General features: G+C 68.3%; 23 protein-coding genes and 2 pseudogenes. 17 read left to right on the plus strand and 8 right to left on the minus strand.

Going from position 1 to position 25,583, the window contains the following annotated elements:
• Nucleotides 1-212: 212 nt before the first annotated feature.
• The gene (locus tag J2S55_RS40085) at nucleotides 213-917 is read right to left on the minus strand and encodes a DUF305 domain-containing protein (protein ID WP_306872048.1); all 705 of its coding nucleotides are present in this window, start codon (nucleotides 915-917) and stop codon (nucleotides 213-215) included.
• Between the two features lie 394 nt (nucleotides 918-1,311).
• Here J2S55_RS40085 and J2S55_RS40090 point away from each other — a divergent pair, with 394 nt between their 5' ends.
• The 4 genes and pseudogenes from J2S55_RS40090 to J2S55_RS40105 all read left to right on the plus strand — a co-directional run bounded on the left by J2S55_RS40090 (nucleotide 1,312) and on the right by J2S55_RS40105 (nucleotide 3,980).
• The gene (locus J2S55_RS40090) at nucleotides 1,312-1,863 is read left to right on the plus strand and encodes a recombinase family protein (protein ID WP_306872051.1); all 552 of its coding nucleotides are present in this window, start codon (nucleotides 1,312-1,314) and stop codon (nucleotides 1,861-1,863) included.
• Nucleotides 1,864-2,705: 842 nt separating this feature from the next.
• Nucleotides 2,706-2,906: pseudogene (locus J2S55_RS40095) on the plus strand (transposase); the annotation flags it as partial.
• A 361-nt stretch (nucleotides 2,907-3,267) separates the two neighbouring features.
• Nucleotides 3,268-3,759 (plus strand): DUF2975 domain-containing protein, encoded by a 492-nt coding sequence (locus tag J2S55_RS40100; RefSeq protein WP_306872052.1) that lies wholly within the window; start codon nucleotides 3,268-3,270, stop codon nucleotides 3,757-3,759.
• Nucleotides 3,759-3,980: a helix-turn-helix domain-containing protein gene (locus tag J2S55_RS40105; protein ID WP_214635263.1), complete on the plus strand. Its 222-nt coding sequence runs from the start codon at nucleotides 3,759-3,761 to the stop codon at nucleotides 3,978-3,980. Before J2S55_RS40100 ends, J2S55_RS40105 begins: the two co-directional genes overlap by 1 nt.
• 168 nt (nucleotides 3,981-4,148) lie before the next feature.
• Here the strand turns inward: J2S55_RS40105 and J2S55_RS40110 are convergent, their stop codons facing one another.
• From J2S55_RS40110 to J2S55_RS40120, 3 genes are all read right to left on the minus strand, one after another.
• Entirely contained in the window at nucleotides 4,149-4,973 is an 825-nt protein-coding gene (locus J2S55_RS40110; protein WP_306872053.1) for a GNAT family N-acetyltransferase, read from the minus strand.
• A gap of 221 nt (nucleotides 4,974-5,194) precedes the next feature.
• Complete coding sequence (locus tag J2S55_RS40115; RefSeq protein WP_306872056.1) at nucleotides 5,195-5,365, minus strand: sigma factor; 171 nt, start codon at nucleotides 5,363-5,365, stop codon at nucleotides 5,195-5,197.
• 172 nt (nucleotides 5,366-5,537) lie between these two features.
• Complete coding sequence (locus J2S55_RS40120; RefSeq protein WP_306872058.1) at nucleotides 5,538-6,710, minus strand: ROK family protein; 1,173 nt, start codon at nucleotides 6,708-6,710, stop codon at nucleotides 5,538-5,540.
• Between the two features lie 143 nt (nucleotides 6,711-6,853).
• Here J2S55_RS40120 and J2S55_RS40125 point away from each other — a divergent pair, with 143 nt between their 5' ends.
• From J2S55_RS40125 to J2S55_RS40170, 10 genes are all read left to right on the plus strand, one after another.
• A complete protein-coding gene (locus J2S55_RS40125) occupies nucleotides 6,854-8,494 on the plus strand; it encodes a beta-N-acetylhexosaminidase (protein ID WP_370879747.1) in 1,641 nt (546 codons plus the stop codon).
• Nucleotides 8,491-10,863 carry a phospholipase D-like domain-containing protein gene (locus J2S55_RS40130; protein ID WP_306872061.1) on the plus strand — a complete coding sequence of 791 codons (2,373 nt, stop codon included), beginning with the start codon at nucleotides 8,491-8,493 and terminating at the stop codon, nucleotides 10,861-10,863. The genes J2S55_RS40125 and J2S55_RS40130 overlap by 4 nt, the downstream gene beginning before the upstream one ends.
• Nucleotides 10,864-10,933: 70 nt before the next feature.
• Complete coding sequence (locus J2S55_RS40135) at nucleotides 10,934-12,178, plus strand: ABC transporter substrate-binding protein (RefSeq protein WP_306872065.1); 1,245 nt, start codon at nucleotides 10,934-10,936, stop codon at nucleotides 12,176-12,178.
• Nucleotides 12,179-12,181: 3 nt separating this feature from the next.
• The gene (locus tag J2S55_RS40140) at nucleotides 12,182-13,111 is read left to right on the plus strand and encodes a carbohydrate ABC transporter permease (protein ID WP_306872068.1); all 930 of its coding nucleotides are present in this window, start codon (nucleotides 12,182-12,184) and stop codon (nucleotides 13,109-13,111) included.
• Nucleotides 13,104-13,913: a carbohydrate ABC transporter permease gene (locus J2S55_RS40145; protein ID WP_306872071.1), complete on the plus strand. Its 810-nt coding sequence runs from the start codon at nucleotides 13,104-13,106 to the stop codon at nucleotides 13,911-13,913. The genes J2S55_RS40140 and J2S55_RS40145 overlap by 8 nt, the downstream gene beginning before the upstream one ends.
• 45 nt (nucleotides 13,914-13,958) lie before the next feature.
• Entirely contained in the window at nucleotides 13,959-15,707 is a 1,749-nt protein-coding gene (locus tag J2S55_RS40150; protein ID WP_306872073.1) for a bifunctional metallophosphatase/5'-nucleotidase, read from the plus strand.
• A 185-nt stretch (nucleotides 15,708-15,892) separates the two neighbouring features.
• On the plus strand, nucleotides 15,893-16,039 hold the full coding sequence (locus tag J2S55_RS40155; protein ID WP_306872074.1) for a hypothetical protein: 147 nt from the start codon (nucleotides 15,893-15,895) through the stop codon (nucleotides 16,037-16,039).
• A gap of 269 nt (nucleotides 16,040-16,308) precedes the next feature.
• Nucleotides 16,309-18,045: a DUF6245 family protein gene (locus J2S55_RS40160; protein ID WP_306872077.1), complete on the plus strand. Its 1,737-nt coding sequence runs from the start codon at nucleotides 16,309-16,311 to the stop codon at nucleotides 18,043-18,045.
• 27 nt (nucleotides 18,046-18,072) lie between these two features.
• Complete coding sequence (locus J2S55_RS40165; protein ID WP_306872080.1) at nucleotides 18,073-18,459, plus strand: hypothetical protein; 387 nt, start codon at nucleotides 18,073-18,075, stop codon at nucleotides 18,457-18,459.
• 830 nt (nucleotides 18,460-19,289) lie between these two features.
• Entirely contained in the window at nucleotides 19,290-20,141 is an 852-nt protein-coding gene (locus J2S55_RS40170) for a hypothetical protein (protein ID WP_306872082.1), read from the plus strand.
• Nucleotides 20,142-20,176: 35 nt separating this feature from the next.
• Here J2S55_RS40170 and J2S55_RS48480 read toward each other — a convergent pair.
• Together J2S55_RS48480 and J2S55_RS40175 are read right to left on the minus strand one after the other, a co-directional pair.
• Nucleotides 20,177-20,321: pseudogene (locus tag J2S55_RS48480) on the minus strand (IS1380 family transposase); the annotation flags it as partial.
• A 38-nt stretch (nucleotides 20,322-20,359) separates the two neighbouring features.
• Nucleotides 20,360-21,043 (minus strand): hypothetical protein, encoded by a 684-nt coding sequence (locus J2S55_RS40175; protein WP_306872084.1) that lies wholly within the window; start codon nucleotides 21,041-21,043, stop codon nucleotides 20,360-20,362.
• A 288-nt stretch (nucleotides 21,044-21,331) separates the two neighbouring features.
• Between J2S55_RS40175 and J2S55_RS40180 the strand changes: the two genes are divergently transcribed.
• Together J2S55_RS40180 and J2S55_RS40185 are read left to right on the plus strand one after the other, a co-directional pair.
• Nucleotides 21,332-21,532 (plus strand): hypothetical protein, encoded by a 201-nt coding sequence (locus J2S55_RS40180; protein WP_306872088.1) that lies wholly within the window; start codon nucleotides 21,332-21,334, stop codon nucleotides 21,530-21,532.
• A gap of 273 nt (nucleotides 21,533-21,805) precedes the next feature.
• The gene (locus J2S55_RS40185) at nucleotides 21,806-22,609 is read left to right on the plus strand and encodes an IS5 family transposase (RefSeq protein ID WP_306872091.1); all 804 of its coding nucleotides are present in this window, start codon (nucleotides 21,806-21,808) and stop codon (nucleotides 22,607-22,609) included.
• A gap of 103 nt (nucleotides 22,610-22,712) precedes the next feature.
• Here J2S55_RS40185 and J2S55_RS40190 read toward each other — a convergent pair whose 3' ends face one another.
• Nucleotides 22,713-23,111 (minus strand): hypothetical protein, encoded by a 399-nt coding sequence (locus J2S55_RS40190; RefSeq protein ID WP_306872093.1) that lies wholly within the window; start codon nucleotides 23,109-23,111, stop codon nucleotides 22,713-22,715.
• Between the two features lie 409 nt (nucleotides 23,112-23,520).
• On the opposite strand from J2S55_RS40190, the gene J2S55_RS40195 reads away from it, so the two are divergent.
• Nucleotides 23,521-24,681, plus strand: a complete 1,161-nt coding sequence (locus tag J2S55_RS40195) for a site-specific integrase (RefSeq protein WP_306872095.1) — start codon at nucleotides 23,521-23,523, stop codon at nucleotides 24,679-24,681.
• 261 nt (nucleotides 24,682-24,942) lie between these two features.
• Here J2S55_RS40195 and J2S55_RS40200 read toward each other — a convergent pair whose 3' ends face one another.
• The gene (locus J2S55_RS40200) at nucleotides 24,943-25,305 is read right to left on the minus strand and encodes a nuclear transport factor 2 family protein (RefSeq protein WP_306872098.1); all 363 of its coding nucleotides are present in this window, start codon (nucleotides 25,303-25,305) and stop codon (nucleotides 24,943-24,945) included.
• Between the last annotated feature and the right edge of the window lie 278 nt (nucleotides 25,306-25,583).

Below are 25,583 nucleotides of genomic sequence, written 5' to 3' on the forward strand. Positions count from 1 at the left end.
GCCAGAAAGCGCTGGGGCCGGCATTCCTCTATCGCTATCGGAGGTTTGCCCGGGAGGCGGGGCTGCCTCGCAGGAGTTGGTAGCGGCGCCCGGACTGGGACAGAGACGGTCCGGGGTCGGGCCTCGGGTCCTCCTTCTCGAAGACCCGAGGGCATCGCGGCCGGGACGGAAAACCGGGATATGCCCGGCGATCCGCCCCCCCGGGGGTGGGTCTATCCGCCGCTCGTCGGGGAGGGGCCGGTGCCCGTGGGTACGGGCGCGGGTGTTCCGGTCATACCCGGCATGCAAGGCATGCTTTGCTCACCGAACCAGCTGACCAGCCACTGCCGCATCTGGAACATCTCGGCATGCTGGGTGTCTCGCACCGTACGGGCGAACTCCATGACCTCCGGATGCTCGGCGTTCCCGCGCATAAGCAGCTGCTGGGACATCATCACCGCCATCATGTGATGCCAGATCATGTCCTGCAGGAACGCCTTGTCCAGCGCGTCCCCCGACAGCCCGGACAGGTCGCGCATCATCGGCCGGGGAGTGACCTCGGTGGAACGTCCCGGGTACCACTGGGCCAGCCACGCCTTCATCGTCTCGATCTCGGCGCTCTGCGTCGTCGCGATCGACTCGCCCAGCCGGCGCATCTCCGGCCGGGCCGAGCGTCGCAGCTGCTCCGCGGCGGTGACGGCCTCCTGATGGTGGGAGATCATCTGCGTCAGGTAGCCGAACTCGTTGTTCACGGCGTTCATCGGCCCCCCTGGCCCCATGCCGGGGGGCATGCCAGGACAGGTCTGCTGTGGTCCGGAAGGGGTCGGCACCGGGGCCGACCGGCCGACATTGGCGTCCGCGACGGCGAGACCCACCGTCGCCACGGCCATCAGGACCGACCCGACCGCGATCCCCGTCGTCGCTGCGCGTCGTCTCATTCGTCCCCCCAACCGTTCGTGCGGGTTCCATCTCCCACGGTAGTCTTGCCGTGGTCAGGCTTCCCGAAGCGGCCCTGCCGTGACCCGGTGGGCGCATATGACGTCAGGCGTCCCTCGCCGCCTCGGCTCAGCCCTTTCCCCCCGGCGATCCAAGCCTGCCTTGATGGAGTATTTGTAAGAATCATGCCGCCCAGGCCCAAAGGGGCATCGTTTACGCAGGTCCCCCTACTGGCAGGCATCCTTCCTCCAGTGACCGCCTACCTGCAGCCACGTAACACAAACGATCGTTCGCTTTACACAAAGATCAACCTGGTGTTCCCGCAGGTCACCTCTGTAACGCATGCCGTGTACGCACCTATGTAACGCACAACCCCCTTCGCATTACACTTCGATCATGAGAATCGGGGTAGCGCGCGTATCGACCCGGGACCAGCACCCGCAAGCTCAGCAGAACGCGCTGCGCGCGGCCGGCTGCGAGCAGGTCTTCACCGACAAGGCATCCGGGAAGCTCGCCCGCCGGCCCGAGCTCGACAAGGCCCTCCTCGTCGCGCGCGAGGGCGACCAGCTCGTGGTCACCAAACTCGACCGGCTCGGCCGCTCCCTGGAAAACCTCATCGAGCTGTCGAAGGAGCTCCAGGGGCGCGGGGTCGGCCTTGTCGTCCTGGACCAGGGCATCGACACCTCCACCGCGGTCGGCCGGATGTTCTTCCAGATCCTCGGAGCGATCGCCGAGTTCGAGCACGCCTTGATGTCGGAGCGGACGATGGACGGGCTGGAGGCCGCCCGCGCCCGGGGCCGCACCGGCGGCCAGAAACCCAAGCTCGGCCCCCGCCAGGTACAGCTCGCGCGGGAGATGTACGACTCCGGCGACTACACCGTCCAGCAGATCGCCGACGAGTTCGGCGTTACCCGCCCCACCATCTATCGCCACCTCGCCAAGGCCTGACGTCACACAGGTCCGTACCCGAGCCACAACGTTGTTGATCTTGTATTGCGGCTTTTGGGCTCACCTTGGATGGACCCCTGGTTCCTCTTCCATTGCCGCCGCTGGTGACGCACGATGGGGCGTCGCTGTTTTTGAGCGCCTGGTGGCAGAGTGGCCTACGGATGTGGTGGGCCGATCTCCTGCAAATCATCGACGACTCAGCCCTTTCACCGCGGCGGCCGCGGGTCGTCAGCCGTCGCGTTCCTGCGGCGGCGGTTCAGCGGCTTGATGGCCAGGACTACCGGCCGGTGCCGCGTCTGCGGGCATCTACGTGATGCGCCGGCCACCACGCCGGTATCGGCGTCGATCAGGTCGGCGCGGGTGAGCATGATGCGCCCGGCGCAACCGTCCAGCACCTCATCGGGGCGCCACAACAGCGACGGCCCGCGCCATCGACCATCAGCACCGTAGGAGCGCTTGAGCCAAGGCCGCCCGGGCCGCTGTGGGCAGCAGCAGCGCGGCGGCGTGGGTACGGGTGATGCGCGGCGGGCGGTGAGGCGGCATGAAGCCTGCTTTTCGGGCGGTCGTCTCGGGTGGGTGGTTCAGGGCGCAGGGGCTGTCCGGCCGATCCCCCTCCCCCATCCTGGATGCCGTGCGGGCGCGACGTGGCGCGCCGCACGTCGTCGATCATCGAAGGCCCCCACTTCGCGCCGGCCCTGATCCGGAGCCCGGATGCGCGCCGCAGACGAGCGCCGCGGCCACCGCGGCGACGTCGATCAAGGCGGGGACTCTGGTTATGTGGCACGTCAGGACGTCATCGGCGCCTCGGTGCCGGTGCCCGCCCCGGCACGCAGGACGGGGATCTCGGTCACGATCGGCGGCCCTCCCAGGTTCGTGACGCGCTCATACAGACCATCTCGGTTCTCCCCGCCCAGCTCCGACGCTCTCTCACCTGGGACCAGGGCTCGGAAATGCATCTACACGAGGATTTCAGCACCACCACGGACATGCCGGTCTTCTGTGAGCCAGGCAGTCCCTGGCAGCGGGGTTCGAACGAGAACACCTATTGGTGCAGGGTGGGTCGCGCGGGGCTTCTTCGACGGGAGACGCTCCGGTCGGGCCGTTGGGTGACTCGGAGAACACGGGGTGCTGGTAAGAACCGAGTCACGCGCCCCAAACGCGCGGCATCGTCGCGGATCAGGGGTCTGAGGAACATCGGTAGCAACGGTGCAGGAAACAACGGATATCCAGGTCTGCGGCCCGTCTTCCAGGCTCTCGATGCCCTCAATTGGGGCTCTGACCTGGATATCTGCTGGAAATTCCCCATTGCTACCGAGGCCCGGAGGGCTAGGTGGTCCGGCCAGTTCTTGTTTCATCTATCGATATTCGATAGATTTTCATCGTAACTCGATGGGAGGATGGGTCATGGGAAAGCTGGCAGTGCGTGCGCTTCGCGCCGTACTCGTGGTGGTGCTTGCCGGCACCGTGTTCGTACAGGCATTGATGGTGTGGGTGTTGGTCAGCGGGAGCGACCCGGAGGACGGGTCGCTCCCGCTGACCCCGCTGCGCGTGATCACGATCCTGGGCATGGTGTCGGCCCAGGTCGCGCTGGTCAGCGTATGGCGACTGGTGACGATGGTGCGACGCGGAACCGTGTTCTCCCACGCCGCCTTCCGGTACGTGGACGCCGTGATCGGCGCGATCGTGGCGGCTGCCCTCCTGTGGTTCGCGGTCACGGCCTTCAATGCGCCGGGCCAGCGGGCCGACCCGGGCGTCACCGTCATCATGGGCGGGGTTGGCCTGGCCATCCTGGGGGTCGCGCTCATCGTGCTCGTGCTGCGGATGCTGCTCGCCCAGGCCGTCGCGCGCGACATCGAAGCGGCGCAGATGCAGGCCGAGTTGGACGAGGTGATCTGATGCCGATCGTCGTCGACATCGACGTGATGCTGGCCAGGCGGAAGATGTCCGTGGGCGACCTCGCGGACCGCATAGGGATCACGCCCGCCAACCTGGCTGTACTCAAGAATGGCCGGGCTAAGGCGGTGCGCTTCGCGACGCTCGCCGCGCTCTGCGAGGTACTCAAGTGCCAGCCGGGCGACCTGCTGCGCTGGGAGGCGGAGGACGCCGCGGGCGGATGACGTGCCCCAGAGCGGGCGTGAAAACGCCTGGCACCACCGGCCTGTGGATCTCGGTCGGGATACCGGTCACGTGCAGTCACCTGCGACGATGCCGCTCGTTTGGGGCGCGTGACTCGGTTCTTACCAGCACCCCAAGTAACCTCGCGGGTGACTTGAGGGTCTCGACGGTCATCCTTCGGCCCTCTGCCTTCGAAGACCATGGTTTTCTGTCGGCACGGGTCCGAGAGCGTTCGGACGGATGAGTTCAATGGAGCCGCCGACCCGGCGTGCTCCGATCTCGCTCAGCAAAGTGGTGGATCCGAGGTTGGTGGCATCGACCTCAGCGATCACAGACGTTTTCCCCCGCTGGTGAAGGAGGCCGAACACGCGCGCCAACAGGGCTCTGGCGAGACCGAGGCGGCGGTAGGGGCGGCCGACCGTGATCAGGCCCAGCCGCGGCATGCTCAGGCTGCCCCAGACCCGGGCGAGTCCGGCGTATCGGCCGGTCGATTGATCGACGGCCACGAGGTAGGTGGCTGGATCGAAATCCGGTGAATCATAGGTCTGCCGGCGGAATTCCTGCCGGTCCCATTTCCATCCCGCGCAGCCCGGGACGTCCTGGCGCAGCTCGTCGTCCAGTTCCCGGAGCCCTTTCTCGGGCACCTGGTCAGCGGTGACGATTGTGAATCCGGCAGGAGCAGCCGTGCTGGACAGGCCGGTGACGTGCGGGTCGGTGGACAGGGTGTAGACGTGCTCGGTGCGAGCGATCGTGAATCCCGCTTCCGCAAGGTGGCGGCGGGAGTCGACATCGGACTCGCTGAGCTCGGTGCAGAGATCGTGTGGATGGTGCTCTGCCGCAGCGTGTACCGGCGGCCCGTACGCTTCGGCGCGACAGGAACGGAAGAAGACGAAGTGCCGGCCGTCGGGCCGCAGGAGCATCGATGCCTCGCCCCAGAGCGCCTCCCCGTTCCAAACGGTCCACTTGTCGGGACCCTTCACGACAACGAGATGCATGGCTTGGACCGTATGCCTCTGTCTCATGGCTGGGCGATCGGTTTTCCCCGGGCCTCGAGCGGATCGGAGTCCCCTGGGCGGCCGCTCACTTATGCAGAGCCACTTTGCGGCTCGCCGCAGCTCCGGGAGTCCTGGGCCGATACAGCGGCGAAGCGCTGTCTGCGGTCTGATCCACGAGTATCGCAGAGCAGCTTGACGAGGCGCGAAGCCGCAGGCCAGCGCTATGAGCGAGGTTTGGCACCGGACAAGGCGCTCGCCCGATGCGAACGCAGGAAGGCGTCCTGGACGACGCCCTCGGTCTCCTCAGCCGAACCCAGCATCCGATAGGCCAGCCCGAACAGCTTCGAACGGTGTCGCTCGAACTCCTCAACCGCATCACCTGTCACGCCCACCACCCTCTCCCTCTCAGCCCGCCTTGCGAGCCCGGTCGCCTGGATGCCATGACCGGCGCCCTCGGCGTCAAGCCCGTGCGCGGCACGCCAAACTCAGCCGCGCCTACGTGGCCGCCCGGCACCTGAAGTCACAACCAGCCGTCCTCACACACGCTCCCGATATTTGGTGAACTCAACCATTAATGATGGGGGTATCCGCGGGCAACGGGCCGGTCTCGGGGTTGAAGAGCGTCTTGGACAGGCGCTCGACGCCGTAACAGACGGCGCCGACCGCCACGCACTCGTCGCCGAGCACCGAGGCCCGCAGCTCCGGAGTGCGCAGGCACATCGTCTCCAGTTCGTCCCTCAGCGGCTCCAGGAGCACGTCGGCCGACCGGGAGAAGCCCCCGCCGAGCACCACCAGGTCGGGATCGACGGTGAGGGCCATCGCGGAGGTGGCCAGCGCGAGCACCTTGACGTACCGCAGGACGGCGCCGCGCGCGCCGGCGTCGCCGCGCCTGGCGGCCTCGAACACCGCCCCCGCGACCGCGTCGGGCGGCGTGCCGGGTTCCACGGTGGGGACGGCCTGCAGCAGCTCGCCCACGTGACCCAGGTTGAACAGCGGGTGCACGCCGATCTCGCCCGCCGCGCCCCCACCGCCGCGCAGGGGGACTCCGTCGAGTACGACGGCGGCCCCGGCCCGCCGGCCGATGTGCAGGAAGATCAGGTTCCGGGTGTCGCGGGCGATGCCCCTGCGGCACTCGGCGAGCGCGGCGAGCCTGCTGTCGTTCTCCACGAGGACCGCGCAGCGGAGCCGTGCGCCGAGGTGATCGGCGAGCGGCACGCTCGACCAGTCCTGGATGGCCCGTGACAGGACGACGCGTCCTTGCAGGTCGACGTAGCCCGTGCTACCCGCGACCGCGATCCAGACGTCGGAGGCGGAGGTGCCGGAGCCGGTCAGGCAGGCGTCGACGGCCCTGTCGACGGCGGCCAGCCGCTCGGCGCGCGGCTGCTCGGGGGTGACCGGCTCGCGCGTGGTGTGCAGGACGTTGCCGTCGAGGTCGGCCACGACCGCGAGCACCTTGTGCGCTCCTATGTCGAGCCCCAGCACTCGGCCCGCTTCCCCGCGGAACCGGTAGCGGCGCGCGGGCCTGCCCTTCTCGCCGCCGCTCGGGTCCAGCTGGGCCACCCAGCCCAGCTTCATCAGGTCACTGACCACCACCTTGATGGTGGCTCTGGCCAGGTCGGCGCGCTCGGCGAGCTTGGTCAGCGTCATCGGGCCGTCGGCGCGCAGGACGGCGAGCGCGGAGAGCGCGTTGAGCCGCCGGAGCCGCTGAAGGTCGCCGCCAGTCACGGAGTGCGTCACGGATAACCCTTCTTGACGAATCTTAATGGTGGACTTCATCATAAATCCTCATCGGGGCGGTACTCCACCGCAACGCAAGCCCGCCCAGCCCGTACGGCGACACAATCGCCGAACCCCGACCTCCGACCCCTCAGGGACCTGACTTGCTGCTGCCACGACCCGTTCACCTCACCCGAGACGGCACGGAGCCCTTCACCCTCACCACGGCCACAGTGATCGCCGCACCCCCCGAGCTCGCGCGGGTGGAAGGCTGGCTGCGTGGCGTGCTGTCCCCCGTGACCGGCCTGCCGCTGCCGCCCGGAGAGGCGCGGCCCGGGGCGATCGAGTTCACCCTGGCGGCCGGGCTCGGCCATGAAGCGTACCGCCTGACCGTGCGCCCCGGCGGGGTACGCGTCGAAGCGGGGGACGCGGCGGGGGCGTTCTACGGCGCGCAGACCCTGCGCCAGCTGCTGCCGCCCGCGGCCTTCCGCAGCGGCGCGGTCGGCGAGCGGGACTGGCTCGTCGCCCCGGTCACCGTCGAGGACCGGCCGAGATTCCGGTGGCGCGGCTGCCTCATCGACGTGGCCAGGCACTTCCTGCCCAAGCCCGACCTGCTGCGGTACATCGACCTGCTGGCCGCGCACAAGCTCAACGTGCTGCACCTGCACCTGACCGACGATCAGGGCTGGCGGTTCGAGGTGAAGGGGTACCCGAAGCTGACCGAGGTCGGCGCCTGGCGGAGGGAGAGCCCGCTGGGGTCCCGCCGGCACGGCCTGTTCGACGGCCGCCCGCACGGCGGCTTCTACACCCAGGACGACCTGCGCGAGATCGTGTCGTACGCGGCGGACCGGTTCGTCACCGTGGTGCCCGAGATCGAGCTGCCCGGGCACTCCCAGGCCGCCATCGCCGCCTATCCGGAGCTGGGCAACCTCGACGACCCGCTGGAGGTCGCCACCCAGTGGGGCGTCTCCCCGAACGTGCTCAACGTCGAGGACGCCACGCTCGCCTTCTACCGGGACGTGCTCGACCAGGTCATGGAGATCTTCCCCGGCGAGTACGTCTGCGTGGGCGGCGACGAGTGCCCCAAGACGCAGTGGCGGGAGAGCCCGTCGGCCCGGCGGCGCATCCGCGAGCTCGGCCTGCGCGACGAGGACGAGCTGCAGAGCTGGTTCATCCGCCAGTTCTCCGACCATCTGACCGCGCGCGGGCGACGCCTGCTGGGCTGGGACGAGATCATCGAGGGCGGCCTGCCGTCGGGTGCGACCGTGGCGTCCTGGCGCGGCACGTACGGCGCGGTCGTGGCGGCCAGGGCCGGGCACGACGTGATCACGTGCCCCTTCACGCAGCTCTACCTCGACTTCCGGCAGTCGGACCGGCCCGACGAGCCGGTCCCGATCGGCAGCGTGATCTCGCTGCGCGACGTCCACGCCTTCGAACCGGTGCCGCCGGAGCTCACGGAGGCCGAGGCCGTCCGCGTGCTCGGCGCACAGGCGAACCTCTGGACCGAGCACATCGACTCGCCTCGCGCGCTCGACTACATGGCCTTCCCCCGCCTGTCGGCCTTCGCCGAGGTCGTGTGGAGCCCCGCAGGCGGCGACTTCGACGACTTCCGGGCGCGGCTGCACCACCACGAGCGCCGGCTCGCCGCGCTGGGCGTGGAGTACCGCAAGGAGACCGGCCCCGAGCCGTGGCAGACGCGGCCGGACGTCAAGGGCTGGCCGCGCGAGCGGGCGGAGACCGAGGCCGAGGTGGCGGCCTGGACCCGCGGCATCCGACGAAACCTCAGTGGAGAGAGGCACGCATGACCAGACGCCTGTCCGTCATCCTCATCGGCTTATCCTGCCTGCTCGGCGTGATCACCCCGGCCCGTGCGGCGACTCCCGAGCTGTCGGCGTACTTCAGCAGGCCGAGCGTCGACGGCACGCTCGACGGCTCCCTGCTGACGCGGTTGCTGGGCCTGATCGACCTGGCCGCGCCGGGTTCCACCCTGCGCGTGGCGACGTACGTGCTGGAGATCAGGACCGTCAAGGACGAGCTCGTGGCGGCGCACGATCGCGGCGTCGACGTACGGGTGGTGTCCGAGGGGTCCGGTCACGACCCGCTGCTCGACGAGCTGGCCGCCGCCGGCGTGCCGGTCACGCTCTGCACCATGGGCTGCAACGGCCCGGACACCGACATCAACCACCACAAGTTCTTCGTGTTCAGCCGCCTCACGGACGGCAGGACCGACGTGGTCGCGCAGAGCTCGCAGAACCTCAGCGCCGACAACGGCCTCCACCAGAACATGCTGATCAGCTCGGGCGACGGCGGCCTGGCCGAGGGCTACCGGCAGGTGTTCGACACGCTGGTCTCCCGGGTGCGGACGACGTGGCAGGCGCCCTTCACCTCCACCAGTGGCAAGGTCACGGTCTGGATGGAGCCCCGCGACACCGTCTACGACCAGGCTACCTACGACAGCGCCGACCTGGTCGCGGCCATGATCAAGGACGTGGGCTGCCCCGGCACGATCCGCGTGGCGCAGTCGCAGTTCGCCACGGACAGGCCGCTCGTCATCGACGCGCTCAAGGCGAAGAAGCAGCAGGGGTGCGGCGTCCAGGTGCTCGTCGCCGAAGGCAACCAGACGGTCTCGACCGCCCAGGAGCTCGCCAAGGGCGGCATCGTGGTGCACACCTTCAGGCCCGGCGGCTGCCACTACCCGGCCGGGGACACCTGCGCGCCCGACAACCTCCACTCGAAGATCATCCTGGTGGACGGGCCGTCGGCGGCGGCGGGTGGCGCGACGCGGCGCTACGTCTACACCGGATCCCACAACCTCAACGCCGGCTCCCTGACCGCCTCGGACGACTCTTTCATCCGTATCGACGACGCGGGGATCTACGCGGCGTACGACGCGGACTTCGCCGCGATGCTGGACGAGATGATCAAGTTCGTCCCCTCCGCCTATCCGGACGCCGCGCTCCAGATGGCCGCCAATGGCCCCGACGACCAGCGGGCGCCGAGGGCGGCCGCCATGCGCGCCGGCTACACGGCCGTGGCCTGGGAGGACGACCGTGATCGTGCCTCGGTGGACGGCACCGAGGTCTACGCGCGCATCTACCACGACGGGCAGCAGGTGACCGGCCCCGTGAAGGTCTCGATGGGCGGGGCCGGGTGCGCGACCGGCTGGAACCACGTGCAGCCGTCGGCCGGCGTCGACGACACGGGCAACGCCTACGTCGCCTGGGCCGAGGACGGCGACTGCCGGGGCGAGCACAACATCGCGGTGCGCAGGCTCTCGCCGTCGGGCACGCTGAGCTCGACGATCTGGGCGAACGACCCGCAGTGGAGCGGCGACCAGACCCGGCCGAGGATCGCGGTCCGGGGCGACGGTGGGTTCACGGTGGTCTGGGAGGACGTGCCGACCAAGACCGTCCGCGCGGCCGGCTACGCCTCGCTGACCTCGCGTGCCTTCGCGCCGGTCCAGGTGGGCGCGGGGGGCCGGCCGGACGTGGCCGTCGACGGCGCCGGCACCGCGTCCGTGGTCTGGCAGCAGGCGCCCGACGTGTACGGCAAGCGCGTCTCGGCGACCGGCGCGACCGTCGCCGCCGCCACGAAGATCAACACCAACGCGGCCACCGAGCACCTGGCCCCCGCGGTGGCGACGACGGCGGGCGGCGACAGCGTCGTCGCCTGGAGCGACAACGTGGCGGTCACCGGCGGCGACGTGAAGACCGTCTGGCGGGTGCGGACGCGGGGTCTGACGCCCTCCCTGGGATCGAGGTTCGCGGAGAACCCCGTCGCGTTCGGGAAGTACGCACCGAACACGGTCTCCGACGGCGGCAAGGAGTACCCGCCGCTGTGCGGGAGGGTGTCGTTGGTGGACAGGTGCGCGGTCCAGGGATCGCCGTCCGTCGCCGTCGACGACAGCGGACGGTTCGTCGTCGGCTGGACCGAGTCCGACATCTGGAACGCCGGCCGTTCCTTCGAGGTGTACGCCCGCGGCTTCAACGCCGACGGGACGACGGCCGGCCGGTTCCCCTGCGAGCGCATGAACCCGAACACGGCCGGCAGCCAGTCGGCCACCGCCGTCGCCGCCGACGCCACCGGCTTCCACCTTTTCTACGCCGAGGACTTCGACGTCAACGGATACAGCGATGTCGTGGCGCGGACCGGCTTCACCAACACCGAATTCTGAGCGGAGCGCCGATCCCTCGCGATCGAGACCCTGACCACCACCCCCGACGCTTCCAGAGAAGGAACCCCCCGTGCGTCTGCGTATGGCATTGGTCGCCGCCCTGGCCGTGACCCTGGCCGGTTGTGGCTCCGGCACCGACACCACTACCAAGTCCGGAAAAATCACGATCAGCTACGCGATTTGGGAGAAGAACGACCAAGTCAGCACCCAGAAAATCATCGACGCCTTCCAGAAGCAGCACCCCGACGTCACGGTCAAGCTGGAGATCACCCCCTGGGACCAGTACTGGACCAAGCTCCAGACCGCCGCCGCCGGCGGCGCGGCCCCCGACGTCTTCTGGATGAACAGCCTCAACGTCCGCCTGTACGCCAAGGGCGGCGTGCTCGCCCCCATCCAGAACGCCGACGTCAGCGCCTTCCCGCAGGCGATCGTGGACGGCTACCGCTACGACGGCAAGCTGTACGGCATGCCGCGCGACGTCGGCCTCCCCGTGCTCTGGTACGACAAGGAGCTCTTCGACAAGGCCGGCGTCAAGTACCCGACCGCCGACTGGACCTGGGACGACCTCAGGGCCGCCGCCAAGAAGCTGACCGACCCGGCCAAGAAGCAGTACGGCCTGCTGGCCCCCATGTGGGACCAGGGCGGCTTCTACCCCACGATGATCCAGGCCGGCGGCCACGTCATCTCCGCCGACGGCAAGAAGTCGGGCTTCGACGAGCCCGGCTCCATCCAGGGCCTGGAGTTCTGGACCGACATGATCAACAAGGACAAGGTCGCCCCGCCCGCCCAGGCGACCACCGACACCGATCCCGTACAGCTGTTCATGACCGGCAAGTACGCCATGTACTACGGCGGCTCCTGGCTCGCCACCGCGTTCAAGGCCAACACCGAGCGCGGCGACAAGGTCGACGTGGCGCCCCTGCCCAAGGGGCCGACGCAGGAGGCCGTCATCCTGCTCGGCCTGGCCAACGCCGTCTCGGCCAAGAGCGAGCACCCGGTCGAGAGCGCGCAGTTCGCCACGTTCCTCTCCTCCGAGGAGGCCGAGAAGATCCTCAGCGACACCGGCGGCGCCTCGGTCTCCTCGCGGGCGGGCACCCAGGACAGCTGGTTCAACGCCTTCCCGAACTACCACCTGAAGGAGGCGTTCGACGCCTCGATCCCGCACGGCGTGCCGTACCCCGTCTCCCTGAACACCGCCAAGTGGCAGGACGTGCAGAACAAGCTCCTCGCCGAGGCATGGGCAGGCAGGCGGCCGACCGCGGACGCCGCCAGGGAGATCGCCGCGCAGATGAACGAGATCCTGGCCAAGGAGTAGCGGATGCTGCTGACCGAGGAACGGGCCGCCGCCAAGGCGGCGGCCCAGCCGGGGCGGCGGCCGCGCTGCGACTGGCTCTGGGGCTACGGGCTGATCGCGCCCATGGCCCTCGGGCTGGCCGTGTTCTACCTGTGGCCGATCGTCCAGACGCTCTACCTGAGCTTCACCGAGTCCGGCGTGTTCGGCGGGCAGACGTGGGTGGGCGTCGACAACTTCGCCGCCCTCTTCGGCGACGAGGAGATGCTCGGCGCGCTGCGCAACACGCTGCTCTACTCCCTGCTCGTGCTCATCGGGGTGCCGCTGGCGATCGTGATCGCGGCGCTGCTCAACGTACCGGGGCTGCGCGGGCTCGGCTTCTACCGCACGCTGTACTTCCTGCCCGTGGTCACCATGCCCGCGGCCGTCGGCCTGACCTGGCGCTACCTGTACAACGGCGACTTCGGCCTGATCAACTACCTGCTCGGCGAGATCGGGATCGACGGGCCCTACTGGGTCTCCGACCCCGAGTTCGCGATCTACGCCATCGCGGTGGTCGGGATCTGGAGCTCGCTCGGGTACAACGCCGTGCTGTTCCTGGCCGGGCTCCAGGGGATCCCGAAGCACTATTACGAGGCCGCCGCGATCGACGGCGCGGGCAGGATGCGGCAGTTCTTCCGCATCACGCTGCCGCTGCTCACGCCCACCACGTTCTTCGTCATGGTGATCACGCTGATCAACGCTCTGCAGGTGTTCGACCTGGTCTACCTCATGATCGACACCAAGAGCCCGGCGCTGGCGGGGAGCCGCACGATCGTCTACCTCTTCTACGAGCAGGGCTTCGTGCAGAACAGCCGCGGCTACGCAGCCGCGATCGCGGTCGTGCTGCTGGCCCTGATCCTCGCGCTGACCGCCCTTCAGTTCAGGCTGCAGAGGCGGTGGGTCCACTATGAGTAGGCGCTGGATCGTGCACGCGGTCCTGCTCGCCGGCGGGCTGATCATGATCACGCCGTTCGTCTGGCAACTCGTGGTCTCGCTGCAGACCGTCACCGAGTCGATGCGGATGCCGCCCACGCCGGTCCCCTCCTGGCAGTGGCACAACTTCGCCGACGTGTTCAGGACCGTGCCGCTCGGGCGGCAGTTCCTCAACACCGTGATCGTCACGGCGGCGGTGACGGCCGGGCAGCTGCTGCTCTGCTCGCTCGCAGCCTTCGCCTTCGCGCGGCTGGAGTTCCCCGGGCGCGGGCCGATCTTCCTGCTGTTCCTGGCCGTGCTGATGGTGCCGGGGGAGCTGTTCCTGCTGCCCCGGTACGAGATCATGCAGGGGCTCGGCTGGCTCAACACCCTCCAGGCGCTCATCGCCCCCGGGGTCTTCGGGGCCTTCGGCACGTTCCTGCTGCGGCAGTTCTTCAAGACACTGCCCAGGGAACTGGACGAGGCGGCGCGCCTGGACGGCGCCAACCCGCTGCAGATCTACTGGTGGATCATGCTGCCGCTGGTGCGGCCCGGGCTGCTGGCGCTCGGGCTGCTGACCGTCATGTGGTCCTGGAGCAGCCTGCTCTGGCCGCTGGTGGTCAACACCGACCCGGAGATGATGACGCTCTCCGCCGGGCTGGCCTCGCTGCGCGGCCAGTACCTGACCAATTACCCGGTCCTCTTCGCCGGGTCCGTCGTCGCCTCGCTGCCCGTGATCGTTCTTTTCGTGGTCATGCAGCGACAGCTGATCGCTGGGATCGCGTTCACCGGCTCGAAAGGCTGAACCACCAGTCTTTTCTCCCGCTATATCCCCTATCGAGGAGTATGTGTGCATTCCCGTCGTAAGTGGATCGTCGTCGCCTTAGGCGTCACTCTGGCCTCCTCCGCCTCACCGGCACTGGCCGACCCGAAGCCCGTGGACGTGCAACTGCTGTCCCTCACCGACTTCCACGGCTACATCACCCCGCAGAACAACGCCACCGACGGGACGATCAAGGATCCGCAGGGGAACACCCTGGTGGTGGGCGGCGCGCCGTACGTGGCGACGCATCTGGACAAGCTCCGGCAAGGCCATGAGAACACGGTCACGTTCTCGGCCGGTGACAATTTCAGCGGCTGGCCGACCGAGGTGTCCTACCACGCCGACGAGCCCACGATCGAGTTCCTGAACAAGATCAAGGTGGAGTTCACCGCGGTCGGGAACCACGAGCTGGACCGGTCCCTGGAGTTCCTGCGCGACCACATGGGCGAGGGCGAGTGCTTCGGCGAGATCGGGGTCGACAGCTGCTTCACCGACTCCGACGGGCGGCAGTTCCACGGCGCCGACTTCGCCATCTCGACGGCCAACATCACGCGGAAGGGCGACACCCGTCCGGTGCTCCCGCCGTACGTGATCAAGCGCTTCCAGGGCATCCCCGTCGGGTTCATCAACCTGACCACACCCACCACGGTGGACGGCTCCACCTCCTACCAGCCGTCACTGGACAACCTGCCGCTGGTGGAGACGGCCAACAAGTACGCCGCCATCCTCAAGCGGCGCGGCGTCAAGGCCATCGTCGCCAACGTGCACGAGGGCGGCAAGGCCGGAGACGACTACAACGGCTGCGCCGATCAGAAGAACGGGCCGATCTGGGACTTCGCCGCCAACGCCTCGCCCGACATCGACGTCATCGTCACAGGCCACTGGCACTGGTACTTCACCTGCTCGCTACCCGACCCAGCGGGTAATCCCCGCCCGGTCGTCGAGGCAGCCAACCACGGCCGCCTCATCAACGAGATCAACCTGAAGCTCGACCACCGTACCCGCGACGTCATCAGGTCCGAGACCACCGCGGTCAACCACCCAGTGACCCGCGATGTCACCCCCGACCCCGCCATGGTGAAGCTGGTCGACCACTGGAACGCCAAGCAGAAGGAGACCTACGCCAAGCCGTACGGGACCATCACCGGCGACCTCACCAGGACCCGCGACGCGACGGGGCAGAGCACGCTCGGCAACACCGTGGCCGACGTGGCCTACTTCGACTCCCAGCGGACCGAGGGCGGCAAGGCCGACCTGGCCATGGTGGCCGTCGCCCCGACCAAGGGCTCCAACTCCCTGCGCGGCGACCTGAGGTTCGCCAAGGGCGCCAACCCCGCCGACAGCGACGGTCAGGTGCTCATGGGCGAGTCGTGGGCGGCCTGGGGCTACGCCAACCCGGTGCTCACCGTCACCGTCAAGGGCTCGCAGATCGAGCAGGCCCTGGAGCAGCAGTGGCAGGCGCAGGCCAACGGCACCGTGAAGTTCGCGCCGCTGGCCGTGTCCAAGAACGTCCGCTTCTCCTTCGACGCGACCAGGCCCGTCGGTGACAGGATCAACCCCGCCGACGTGATCGTGAACGGGCAGCCGCTCGACACCGGCAGGACCTACCGGCTCGCCGCGCTGGCCTACACGCTTCTCGGCGCCGACGGCTACGCCGCCTTCGCCGGGTACACCGACGCCGTGCGCGGCAACCGCGACTACGAGGCCATGCGGGCCTACCTGCGGCAGGGACCGGTGGCCCCGCCCGCCCTGGACCGGGCGGTACCGCTGATATAGGACTCCGGGTGCGGGGGACCCACATCCCCCGCACCCGCGCGGGCCCGCCCGGACGGTCAGCGGGAGCCATTCGGTGCCTGCCTGCCGTCCGGTCGGCATATCGACCTCGACCTGGGATCGCCGCCCTGTCCATCCGGCTGACCGCCCACCGCCTGGCCACCACTCAAGACCCGGCGCGACGAGCCGTGCTCCATCTCACCCATGCGAACCGCCTGCGCAACGTCAGCCAGCACCAGAACGCCCTGAAAGCCTCCCAGCAGGCCGTCGACCTGTACGGCGAGCTGACCCGACTCAACCCGAGTCTCCCTCAGCACTCCGGACTCTTGACCTGAGGTCATCCCCGATCGAGTGCGAGCCCTAGCTGGCGCGTCTGTCGTCGCGCACCGTGAAGGGTGGAGGTGGGACAAATGGCAAAGACTCGTGTTCCCGCAAGCTAGCACCGCTAGATCGGCGCCCTGGGGGTCGCGTGCACCCGCGTAGGGGTGTCACGAAAGTCTCGAAACCCCCCGGCCCCCCGGGGTCGGCGGACCCTACGGTGGGTGCCCATGACCCTCCCCCCGCTCTCCTCCGACGAGCCCCCGCCGTCCATCTCGACGCCGCCATGGCCGCCCTGGGCCTGTACGGCGGCACGAACACCCCCGACGAACACGCGGGCGAGGCGGCCCGGCTCGGTGGTGACGGCCCGTACCGGATGCGGGCGTCCTCCAGCTGCGCGCGCAGGACGCGCAGCTGCTCGTCGCCGACGCGGCGGAGTTCCTCCAGCTCGGCGCGTACCGCATCGGTCTCGGCGCGCGCCTCGGCGGTGGCGGCCTTGAGCTCGGTGATCTGCTCGGCGGCCGTGGCCAGGTGCTGGCGGGTCTCGGTCAGCCGGTCGGTCAGCTGGTGCGTGCGCTCGCGCTCGGCCCCCAACTGGGTTTCGGCCTCCAGCCGCCGGGCCTGCTGCTTAGCCACCACCGAGGCCCAGTTCCGGCTCAGCATCCCGTCCAGCCACACCGCCTACGACGACCTCCTCAACGAATTCGAACGAGACCTTCGGGCGCAGTCCCCCAAGGCATGGGCTGACCTGGAGACTGACGATCCCACCGCCACGGTGCCCGTCCCCTTCTGGTCCTGGACCGCTCGGCAGGACAGAGTCATGCAAATCCTGCATCCGTGTGCCAGCGACGATGACTTCAAGTTCACCTGGCCGCTGATCGATGATGTGCTGGACCTGTGTACCGTCACCGTGACCAGCACCAGCACCAGCACCCAGACAAGCCCGCCCTGCCCACCCATCGCGATGATCCCTGCCTTCGCGACGGCACGCCGCCGCGTCTATCTGACCGCCGCTCTCTCCGACGACAGCATCCTCGTCACCGATTTCAACGCCTCCCCCGAAGACATCGCCCAACCCGTCACGCCGGGAAGCACCGCCGACCTGGGCGACCGCATGATCCTCGCACCGATCGCGCTGAATCCCAGCCTCTATCCAAAAGCCGTGCGCGTGCCGGCTCGCCAGTACGCCGACGGTGATCGCGACGGGGACGGCACCCCCGATGCCAAGCCCGTCAACGTGGTCGTCCTCGTGCCCAGCAACCGCGCCGCCGCCCCTTGGCGCTCACACGCCGCTCACGTATGGCGCGCCGGCGAGTTGCAGGACGGAGTCGCTGCACTCAAAGACGGCCATGTGGAGCTGGTCGTTCTGGTGAACAAGTACGACGGCATCGATCTGCCGAAAGAGGCCTGCGAGCTACTGATCCTCGACGGGGTGCCGCGGCCCATGGATGCCACCGAATGTCGTGAAGCCGCAGTGCTCTCGGGCAGTTCTACCATCCTCGCCCGCCAGCTCCAGCGTATCGAGCAAGGCATGGGCCGCGGGGTTCGCGACAGCGAGGACCACTGCGCCGTCCTCCTCCTCGGCGCTCACCAGTCCATCGCCCTGCATGACCCCAAGCAATACGACACCACAGGTTTGGTTCGGCAAGAGGCCGTCGCCTTGCGTCAGGCATTCGACCTGGCCGCCACCGGCCGCCGCAGCGACGCCGCAGACCGGCTCAAGAAAGTCATCCCCACCATCACTGATCCGGCAGTACACGGCTGGCTCACCGAGCAGCGCGCTGCCTACTTCCACCACGTTGACGCGGCGGCCGCCCAACAGCGTCCCGCGGCCGCCCAGGCGCAAGCGGCCGCCGAGTTCCTCGCCAGCAAGTACACCGACGGCACCACCTTGGTCCTGGCCATCAAGGCCCTCATCGAGGACGTGGTTTGGGGCGATGAAGATCGGACCGAAGATGCTGAGCGTGCCTGGCAACGCCTTGGCCAGCACCTCGGCCTGGACAGCACACGTCCCGAAAAGTAGTACTCCAAGGGTCCAGACAATTTGTAGGTGCTCAGCGACGAACGCCATGCCGTCATTGAGCTCAAAACCGGCCGCACAACGTCGACGATTAGTAAGCACGATGTTGACCAGCTCGGCGGTAGCGCGCTGTGGGACAAAGATGTCTACCCAGACGTGACGCACCTGCCCGTTATCGTCCACCCCAGCAGGGAACTCGATGGCAAGGCCACCCCCGTGCCGGGCATGCGCGTCATCACCCAAGACAAGTGGGATCTCCTCGCAGCTGCCATGCAGAACTGGGCCGAGGCTCTCGCCGCGGGCCATGCTCGCTGGAAAGATCCGCAGGCTGTAGCGGAGCAACTGGCCCACCACAAGCTGGCGGGCGCCAGCCTCTTCAACACCTACAGCCTGCCGCCGCGCCGTCCACGCGCCTGAGGCAGGCGCGCAGCGACCCGCCCTGGCAGCCGCCGCTCAACCACTGTCTGTACGCCCGCACCTGGGTGCAGATCAAGCACCACTGGGGGCTGACCCTGTAAAGCTCGGAGAAGAGCGCCCTGCAGGGCATGCTCGCCACCTGCCTCAAGCTTGGTCATCACCTTGGACGCGGGCGGAGCTTTGATGGAGAGCCTGGTGCCCCAGCCGGTGAAGCGGGTCTCGGCGCTGATCGCCTTGCCTTCCCAGCCGGAGCTGTCGAAGATGCCCGTGATCGGGAAAGACGTGATCAGACACTTGGGACGTGGAGTCGTACATGCTCGGCCAGTTGCTCCCCCATGACTGCTTCAGCCCCCGTACTTCATACCGGATGATCCGGTCGCGACCCCTTTTTGTAGGTGAGGAGTCTTTAGTCCATTGTAAATGATCTTGAAACCGGTCGATCGCCTTTACAATGTAGATTAATAACTCTGAGGCATCGTCGCTCCTGCGTCCAGACACTTGAAGCCCGTCCACGGAAACCAGTTGCACGTCTGTGCTTATCTTGTCCCTACCGGGCGACGGGGGAATGCCGCCGTCCACGCTGCCGGGCACTCCCCCACGCATCTCCCGAACCGATGCCCTTGACGCTCCTCCCTCACCGACTCCGATATCTGGATCGCCGTCCTGCGGGCATCGGCGCGGCGATACTCACCCCCTGGCCGCCGGCCGCGGCCCGGACGCCTGATGCCAACCGCAGGTGAAACCGTGTGATCGTCGGCGTGATCTGACGATCAACGGGAGAGGTGCACCCGATCACCACAGAGCCCGCCACTTCTCAAAAATTCCTTCTCATGCGTTCTCCCGACGTCCCCGCCGAACACCTGCAGGCGCTGAGCGAGGCCTCTCGCCCGGACCTCTTTCCTCACGCCCAGTGCGCCGGCGTCAACCTCAAAGGGGTGCGCTGCGCCAAACGCATCTTCACCGGTATCGGCGCCGAGCACTGCCACGTGCATTTGACCGCCACCGAACAACAGCGCCGTGAGCAGCTGCGCGCCGCCCGCGAAAAGGTCCGCCAGGCCGAAGAAGACGCGGTCGAGACCCAGCAGGTCGTGCTGGCACAAGACTGGATCGACCGCTACGGCCGGCGCCCCCACCGGGTGGAACCGCCCACGCTGCCTTCGCGGCCGCACCAGATCACTCCCACCCACCCCGACGTCCCGCGGCCGGCGGATGCGCCTCATGTGGTCCTCGGGGTGTACGAGACCGGCTGGCTGACGGTATGCCCCCGCGCCGGTGAGATCACCAGAGCTTTCCTCGACGCCCCGCGCGCTTCACCGCAGGAGATCGCCGCACACGCCGCAGCCCAGAGTCCTGGACGCTGGGCCGACGGTGAGCAGTGGCTGGCCTCCAGTATCTGGGACGGTATCCAGCCGCCCCTGGACTACATACCGGCTGCCGGTGAGGTGCCCGAGCTGGACGAATACCCCGGCATCCACACGTTGCGGCTGCAGATGATCGGCGACGAGCACAACTGGGCCCGCTGGGACAGCGGGTTCTCCGCCCTGGTCCAGGCCTGCGGGCACCCGGCGGTGCAGACCATGGCGGATCTGCTGGCGTTCTGGCAGCACGTGGGCATCCTGGCCCAAACCCAGAGCACGGACACAAGCTCATGCGCTGAGAAGCCGTTGTCTTACCGAATGTAGTTCCTGCGTTTCCGCTGGTGAGCCCAGGGGTGTTCGCAGCGAACGCGGTTTACGTCCACGTCGGTGGCCCACAATTGGGCGCCGGGGTGCGGGCGTTCCTTCCGCACGACCAGCCCCGTCCCACGCGTCCTCACCGACGGTGCCGTCGGCTTCGACGGTCGGGGTCCACGCGCTCGCGGGAACCCCGAACCGGCACAACAGCGCGCCTGGGCGGGTGCCTACCGCAGGACGGGCCTGCCCTCAAGCACCGCCTTCAGGATCTGAAGGCTGTCGCGGATTCTGTCCTCTTCGAGGAACTCAGGGAGGACCGCCTCCGCCACGCTGGCGACCTTGCCTTCCCCGCCGAGGTAGACAGCGGCATTGGCTCCCTCGGCGTACTCGTTCAGGTGCCCGCGAACACAGATGTCGGTCGTTGGTTTGCCGGCGAAGTAGATACAGCCCCGGCCGCCCATCTCAAGCCAGGTATGTGCAGACACCGGCCCTTTGACGACGAGGGCGGCCGGGTCGTACAGCGAAGTCGCGAGAAGGTTCCGGACGGTCAAAGACCGGCCGACGAACAGGCAACTGTCCCAGAGGCACACCAGATCCTGTGCCACGACCGAGCCGGTGACGTAGAGCGAAGTATAGACGTCCGCGTTGCAAAAGGTGATGGGACCGCTGACGGTTAGATCGCCATCGATGACGTAGACCGTGTCCTCGTCCTCGCAGGGCGTGTTGCCCAGCGCCAGCGCACCGTCGATCGTCAGGTCACCGCGGTGGACGTAGAAATGCTCGGGTTCCTCACCGAAATAGTCGTCGACATCCCAGCTGGTGCGGTTGCTCGCTTCGGCCATGTCGTACTGCTCCAGCGCCTCCTCAACTGGCACGGCATCCCAGTTTGCGGCGGGCGATTCGAGAAACATGCTTCTCCCTTTCGACAGTGGGGTCATCGGCGGGTGGTCGCCGCCGCAGCGTTCGATAGCTGCCGTGATCCTCCCTCACAGCTACGACAGCATGCTGATGGGCGATCCGAGTGAAGGTCACTTCTCCGAGTTCCTTCATCCGAGCGTCACCCGTCGCAGGTCGCGATCCGTCCGAACCCTGCTGCCGAAGGCGTCGATCCCGAGGTCCAGACCTGTCGCGGCGTTGTCAGACGCAGGACGTAGGCTCCCGGTCCGATGAGGTGCGACTACAGGCGTGGCACATGCGAGATGACGGCTGGCGACGGGACTGTGAAACTGGCGGCGTTGCCGACCGGGGCCAGGCCCAAACTGCGCGCGGACCTGTTCGCCGTGCTGGAGGGGTCGCTGCTCCAACGCAGCTCGCAGGCCAACACCGCATTTACCGACACCGATCAGTTCGTCCGTCACCTTCGGCGGGACTCCGCGAAATCCAGTACCGCAGCGACCTGATCGACGGATGCCTGAGAAGCCGTTGTCGTGCCGAACTTGGCGTCGGGTTATCTGGCAGGGTGATTTCTGTGCTGTCCGCGCATGCGAGCAGGGCCTCTTGGAATCTCAGTGGTTGTCGAAGCCGAACGAGAGGTCCAGGAGACCCTGTTGCCGCGGTTGTACGCGGTCGCGGCGGGCGAGTCCAGTCCGTTCCACCGTGAGTGTGACTGCCTCGCGCACATGTACGGGAACGCGGACGGCCGGCCGGTCCGGGCACGCGTGTACCCGTCGGACATGACCGATGCCGAGTGGCGGGTCGTGCGGGCGGCGCTGCCGGTGCCCGCCTGGTTGGAAGGGCGGGGCGGGCAGCCGGAGGCGTACTGCCACCGGGAGATGGTCGACGCGGTGCGCTTCCTGGTCGACAACGGGATCAAGCGGCGGGCGATGCCAGCCGATTTCCCGGCCTGGACCTGCGTCTACGCGTTCTTCCGCCGCTGGCGCGACCAAGGCCTGGCCGGCGAGTTCCACGACCGGCTGCGCGCACGGTGCCGCATCGCCGAGGGCCGGGCGGTGGAGCCGACCGCGGGCGACATCGACGCGCAGTCGGTCAAGGCCGCCGCCTCGGTCCGGTCCGCGACGCGCGGCTACGACGGCGGCAAGAAGATCAATGGCCGCAAGCGGCACATCGTCGTGGACACGCTCGGGCGCTGCTTCAGGTGCTGGTCACCGCGGCCGGCGTCACCGCCCGCGAGGCCGCCCGCGAGGCCGCCCGCACTGCGGGCGAGGCACCGCCGCCTGCGACGTCTGTGGGCCGACGACTCCTACACCGGCGACCTGGCCGACTGGGCCGACGAGCGGTGGGGCATCGCGCTGACCGTGGTCAAACGCACCGACGACATGCGCGGCTTCGTCGTCCTGCCGCGACGCTGGGTGGTGGAGCGCACGTTCGGCTGGCTGATGCGCTCACGCCGTCTGGCCCACGACTACGAAACCCTCCCCACCAGCAGCGAAGCGATCGTGTGGTGGTCGATGACCATGCTCATGACCCGGCGCCTGGCCCGCCGCGCGGCGGCCGGACCTCCGCTGGTCGCGGCGTGAACACCCCCGGCACCGCCTCGGCCAGCCACCCCCGCGCCACCAGCCGCTTCGCCTTCGACCGCACCCCCTCCAACTTCGCCGGGACCAGCTCCAGGCCCAGCCCTCACGCCAGGTCCTTCACCAGCAGTTGCGCTGCGGCGCCGTCGGCCTCCACCAGCGCGACGATCCGCCGGTAGTCCGGCGCGAGCACCTCCACCGCTGTCTCTGCACGCCGGTGCGGCACCACCGCCCCGGACTTCGCAGGTTTCACGACCACCGGCACCGGCTCGACGCCCCCGGCCTGCTCGGCCGACTCGGCTGGCGCCCGCGCGTCCAGAGCCTCGGCCAGTTCCTCAACCACGACCACCCGGCGCTCCAGGACCACTTCGGCCTCGCACAACGCGGCCAGGACCCGGTCAGCCTCCGCGCGCAACCCCTCCACCCGCACCCGGGCAGCCGTCTCGCGCTCCTCCAACAACCCCATCACCGACGCCACCACGACCTCCAGCGAACGAGACGACATCACACGTCATCCCTCCCGCACGGCACCGGACTTCACGCCTGACCAGCGCAAACGCAGGAACTACATTCGGTAAGACAACGGCTTCTCAGGGAATCGATGATCGCCTTACCGGCACTGTTACTGACACATTTGTGGCACGGCTCGCTGACATCAGGTGGCAAAGCTACACGTCAGAGCGTAAGTTCCATGTGCCAGTAGATGGCAATCTCGTCACAAATGACAGCAACGGACCCTTGCCAAACCTCTACCATGGGCGGCAAGCTCCGAGAGACGCGGGAGTCTTAGATGAATCGAACGTCTGGCACCCGGCCCCGATAGGAAGCGGCACGCTATCGCGATGAGCTTCGTGAACCGACAACGCGCTGACCAGCCCACTGACACTTCGTGGCAATCCGGCATTGACAGTTTCGTGGCAATCCGCACCACGCCGAGCCTTGACGGCAACGGCGGAGCCGGGGCGGATGCCTTCCCCGATGAGCCGAGCCCGCCGGGGACCGCGCTCGCCCGGCGGGCGCCGGCCGACAGTGCGGCACGGATGGGCGATGCGGTGGTTCTGGACGGGGTGACGGTCGTCGGTGATCGACGCCCGGCCGACGAGCAGGTGACCGAGGAGGCGGCGCGGCTGATCGCGGCGGCTCCGGCGGCCAACACCACCCGCGCCTACGCCCGCGTCTGGGCCGACTACCTGTCCTGGTGCACGGCCACCGGCCGCACCCCGCTGCCGGCCACCGCCGCCACCCTGGCCTCCTTCGTCGCCGAACTGGCCGGGCGCGGCCTGGCCCCGGCCACTATCGACCAGGCGCTGGCCTGTGTGTCGTCCGCGCACGGCAAGGCGGGCCTGGCCAGACCGCACACCACCGCCGCCCGCGACGCGTTGCGCGCCTACCGCCGCGCCTGGAGCACCACAGGGGGCAACACGGTGCGCAAGGCCCCGCCGATCACCATCGACATCCTGCGCAGCCTCGTCGAACACACCCCCGACGGCACTCCGACGGGCATCCGGGACCGGGCCGCGCTGGTGCTCGGCTTCGCGCTGATGGGCCGGCGCAGCGAGATCGCCGCCATCGACTGCGACCATCTCACCTTCCCGCGCCAGGGACTGGAGGTGTTCATCCCGATGAGCAAAACCGACCAGGACGCCGCCGGACAGACCATCGCGATCCCCTACGGCTCGCACCTTTCCACCTGCCCGGTCCGCTCGGTGCAGACCTGGCTGGCCGTGCTGCGCGAGCACGGCATCACCACCGGGGCGCTGCTGCGGCCCATCGACCGCTTCGGCCGCATCGGCGGCACCCCCGGCTGGGCCGGCCGCGGCGGACTACGCCTGTCGGGCGTCACGCTGAACACCATCGTCAAGGACGCCGCGCTCCGCGCCGGTCTGGCCGACGCCGAGCGCTACAGCGCACACGGGCTACGCGCCGGCGGCGCCACCACCCTGGCCGACGCGAACGTGCCCACCGGCAAAATCGCCGAACAGGGCCGGTGGAAGCCCACCTCCCCCACCGTGCACGGCTACGTCCGCGCCGTCGACCGCTGGAAGGACAACCCCATGGGCAGAGCCGGGCTCTAGGTGTACTTGTAGGGTCTCAACGATCTTGGCACCGGTCTGGCACATGTGCCAGACCGGTGAGACAGCCTCTCTGCGAGAGGGTGTCTCTGATCCCTCTGGCTTTGATCCTTTCGTGCATGGGCCGGAGCTGGGATAACAAGATCCAGTCCTTGGCCTTGCCGGGATAGCCTGGCTTCCAGCGTCGGCCCGCCCCCGGGGGGGCGGTCGAACCTCGCTGGCGACCATCCGGCTGGCCGGTCGTCGGACAACGTGTCGGCTATGTCAATCGGTCGTGCTGGCGTGCACGGCGATGATTCGCCAGCCGTGTGTCTCGTCGTATAGCCAAGTACGGGTGTAGCGCATCCTGGCCGCGAACGGCGTACCGGAGACGGTCCCTTCGACGGTGCCGAGAAACCACGTCACCCCGGTGTGCCCATCGGCGAGCACGGTCAACTCCTCCTCGGCCACTCTCGTCAGCACTTGCGTCCGAGTGCGGTGCAGCTCCAGGTCGTCTGCCTTGGTCGCAACGTTCGCACCGAAGGTAAAGATCAGCCGATCATCCAGCAGCCGATCCAGCGCCTCGACATCTCCAGCGAGCTGCGCGGCCTGGAGTCGGCGCTCGGCGGCCCGCAAGTCCTCCATCATGAGGTCCACCCTCCCAGCCGGCGCCGTATCCGCGCCAGGACGTTCACGCTCGGCTGATCTTTGCAGTCCGATCCAGGGACTCCGATCGTCGGTGAGTGGGTGTCGGGTTCAGCAGGCTTCCCGACAGGCCGTTGAAGTGGTGCGCGGCGGCCCGGAAAATCAGACCGTCGCGAGTTCGCGTCTTCGGTGATTCGCGACGGTCGAGGATTGAAGACACCTCTGAGAAGCTCGCGGTCGAGGATTGATGCGGTGTTCTCGTCTCATTACGTTTCGTTGAT

Origin of the sequence: Streptosporangium brasiliense (assembly GCF_030811595.1) — a bacterium.
In the GTDB taxonomy this organism is placed as follows: Bacteria; Actinomycetota; Actinomycetes; order Streptosporangiales; family Streptosporangiaceae; genus Streptosporangium; species Streptosporangium brasiliense.

Coding starts and splice junctions, on each gene's coding strand:
- J2S55_RS40085 (WP_306872048.1), bottom strand. CDS start 917: ATGAGACGACGCGCAGCGACGACGGGGATCGCGGTCGGGTCGGTCCTG.
- J2S55_RS40090 (WP_306872051.1), top strand. CDS start 1,312: ATGAGAATCGGGGTAGCGCGCGTATCGACCCGGGACCAGCACCCGCAA.
- J2S55_RS40100 (WP_306872052.1), top strand. CDS start 3,268: ATGGGAAAGCTGGCAGTGCGTGCGCTTCGCGCCGTACTCGTGGTGGTG.
- J2S55_RS40105 (WP_214635263.1), top strand. CDS start 3,759: ATGCCGATCGTCGTCGACATCGACGTGATGCTGGCCAGGCGGAAGATG.
- J2S55_RS40110 (WP_306872053.1), bottom strand. CDS start 4,973: ATGCATCTCGTTGTCGTGAAGGGTCCCGACAAGTGGACCGTTTGGAAC.
- J2S55_RS40130 (WP_306872061.1), top strand. CDS start 8,491: ATGACCAGACGCCTGTCCGTCATCCTCATCGGCTTATCCTGCCTGCTC.
- J2S55_RS40140 (WP_306872068.1), top strand. CDS start 12,182: ATGCTGCTGACCGAGGAACGGGCCGCCGCCAAGGCGGCGGCCCAGCCG.
- J2S55_RS40145 (WP_306872071.1), top strand. CDS start 13,104: ATGAGTAGGCGCTGGATCGTGCACGCGGTCCTGCTCGCCGGCGGGCTG.
- J2S55_RS40160 (WP_306872077.1), top strand. CDS start 16,309: ATGGCCGCCCTGGGCCTGTACGGCGGCACGAACACCCCCGACGAACAC.
- J2S55_RS40170 (WP_306872082.1), top strand. CDS start 19,290: ATGCGTTCTCCCGACGTCCCCGCCGAACACCTGCAGGCGCTGAGCGAG.
- J2S55_RS40175 (WP_306872084.1), bottom strand. CDS start 21,043: ATGTTTCTCGAATCGCCCGCCGCAAACTGGGATGCCGTGCCAGTTGAG.
- J2S55_RS40180 (WP_306872088.1), top strand. CDS start 21,332: ATGACGGCTGGCGACGGGACTGTGAAACTGGCGGCGTTGCCGACCGGG.
- J2S55_RS40185 (WP_306872091.1), top strand. CDS start 21,806: ATGACCGATGCCGAGTGGCGGGTCGTGCGGGCGGCGCTGCCGGTGCCC.
- J2S55_RS40190 (WP_306872093.1), bottom strand. CDS start 23,111: ATGTCGTCTCGTTCGCTGGAGGTCGTGGTGGCGTCGGTGATGGGGTTG.
- J2S55_RS40200 (WP_306872098.1), bottom strand. CDS start 25,305: ATGATGGAGGACTTGCGGGCCGCCGAGCGCCGACTCCAGGCCGCGCAG.